This window comes from Mesorhizobium sp. M7A.F.Ca.MR.362.00.0.0 (assembly GCF_004023175.1).
GTDB lineage: Bacteria > Pseudomonadota > Alphaproteobacteria > Rhizobiales > Rhizobiaceae > Mesorhizobium.
Genome location: NZ_RZTF01000226.1, coordinates 8,650 through 10,647 on the forward strand (window position 1 = coordinate 8,650; position 1,998 = coordinate 10,647).

The 1,998-nt window shown below is 61.2% G+C and carries 3 protein-coding genes; all 3 read left to right on the forward strand.

The genetic code is table 11. The features are described 5' to 3' along the window. Nucleotides 1-764, forward strand: a 764-nt coding sequence (locus EOC06_RS23875; protein WP_245469983.1) for an NAD(P)-dependent oxidoreductase, incomplete at its 5' end; no start/stop codon positions are given. 338 nt (nucleotides 765-1,102) lie between these two features. After that, nucleotides 1,103-1,327 (forward strand): alkylphosphonate utilization protein, encoded by a 225-nt coding sequence (locus EOC06_RS23880; protein WP_013529641.1) that lies wholly within the window; start codon nucleotides 1,103-1,105, stop codon nucleotides 1,325-1,327. A 259-nt stretch (nucleotides 1,328-1,586) separates the two neighbouring features. Further along, nucleotides 1,587-1,889, forward strand: coding sequence for a DUF982 domain-containing protein (locus EOC06_RS23885; RefSeq protein ID WP_127269540.1), 303 nt, complete (start codon nucleotides 1,587-1,589; stop codon nucleotides 1,887-1,889). Nucleotides 1,890-1,998 lie beyond the last annotated feature (109 nt).

The window sequence follows — 1,998 nt, forward strand, 5'->3', positions numbered from 1 at the left end:
GTTCGGAACTGCGAAAGGGGCTGGTGCCGCTGGCAAAAACGATCCGCCTGGCCGGCCGCGAACCGTTCGGCGATCTTGCTCCACACGAGGAAGAAGCGGTCTTCGACCTCGCCGATATGGAGGCGACGTTTGCCGCCACCAAGGATTGCGATGCGATCGTGCATTTCGGCGGCGCACCACTCGAATGCGAATGGCAAACCATCCTGGATTCCAGCATCCGCGGCTCCTATCACATCTACGAGGGCGCCCGGAAACACGGGGTGAAACGAGTCATCTATGCCTCCTCCGTGCATGCCGTCGGCTATCACGAGGTCGAGGCGCATATCGGCGTCGACGCGCCGGTGCGTCCCGACAGCCTCTATGGCGTGTCGAAGAACTTCGTCGAGAGCCTGAGCCGGCTTTACTGGGACAAGTTCGGCATCGAGACGGCGTGCCTGCGCATCTTTTCGTCCTTCCCCGAACCGGCGGACCGTCGCATGCTGTGGTCATACCTCTCCTTCGCCGATTGTGTGCGTCTGGTCGAGGCAGCTCTCACCGCGCCGCGCGTCGGCCATACGATCTCCTTCGGCCTTTCCGACAACAAGGTGAAAACGGTCGACAACAGCGGCGCCAACCATCTGGGGTTTTCTCCGCAGGATAGTGCCGAGCCGTTCCGGGCAGCGGTCGAGGCGAAGACGCAGATTCCGGATCCCAAGGCGCCATCGGTGAAGTATCTGGGCGGGTGGTTCTGCGAGCTTGGCCATCCGGACGACAAACAGGCGTAGCTGCCAATCCGCTCGATGGCACAGAGCGGAAGCCGAGATGCGGCAGGCGACGGATTCACGCGTGGTGGCGGAGATCGAGGAGGTTGTCGGCGGCGCCGGCTTCGATGTGCCACGCCGACCACGGTCATGGATCAGATCTGGCAGCGGTACCTGCAGACGATGCCGGACTTCCCCCAAGCGTTCATCCACCTTGGGCGTCGAAGACTTAGGCATTTACGTGCTGAGCGTCTTCTCGTCGCCACCAGATGGGCCCCCTGAAATATTGACGGTTGCCGGTCGTCATCGGTTTTGGGATTCTCATCTGATCTGGTAGTGGGATCCAAATCACAGGAGATGGCATGCCGAACGATGTAATCGTGCGCGACAGCAATGGCGCTCAATTGAATGACGGTGATTCCGTAACGCTGATCAAAGACCTCAAAGTCAAAGGCACTTCGGAGACGATCAAGCGCGGCACGTTGGTGAAGGCCATCCGCCTGAACGGCAATCCCGGCGAGATCGAATGCAACACCAAGCAAGTGAAAGGCCTGGTGCTCAAGACCGAGTTCGTGAAGAAGGCGTGAGCCTCAAGGCGGCAAGCGATCTCGATGGCTCCTTCGGGATTTTGGAGAGCCTGCCGTCGCCAAGGGGGCTGCGGAGCCGTTGAGCGTCCGGCACGCGATCGTTGCGCTGCGAATTGATAACTTCGCCGACCAGGCACAATCAAAAAAATCGCCAAGTCCCAAGCTGGAACCTCCGGCCTCATTGCGCGTTTCACGGCGTCCCGTTCGCGGACCCGCCCGGATATCTCTCCAAGCGCGCGAAAAACCAGGAGCCCGCTTCATGCACGACAAGCTGTTTCATTCACCGGTCGCACTGTCGGTCGGCCTCGGCTTCAAGCGCGAGATTGCCTCGCTGGCCGAAATGCACGATTTCCTCACCAATTGGACGACCTCCCGCCGCGGCCCGCTTTACCGAAACGCGGTGGAGACATGTGATCTGGCCGTTCCAGGTTATGTGAGCGTCGAGCAGGCGCGCCGGGCGTTGCTCGAATTCGCGCAAGCCGCCGGCATCCTGTGGCCGGACCTCGAGCCGGTGGCGGGCGTGCACGCCGTTGCGCGTGGCTATGGCGGCTACGCCGCCTGAAGATTGATGTTCTCCGTGGCGGCTAAAGCCACACCACCATAGAAAGCCCGGCTGGCCCTCAGCCGGGCTTTCGCGTTTCCGGCAGCTCGCAAGGAAATCGCAATCCTGT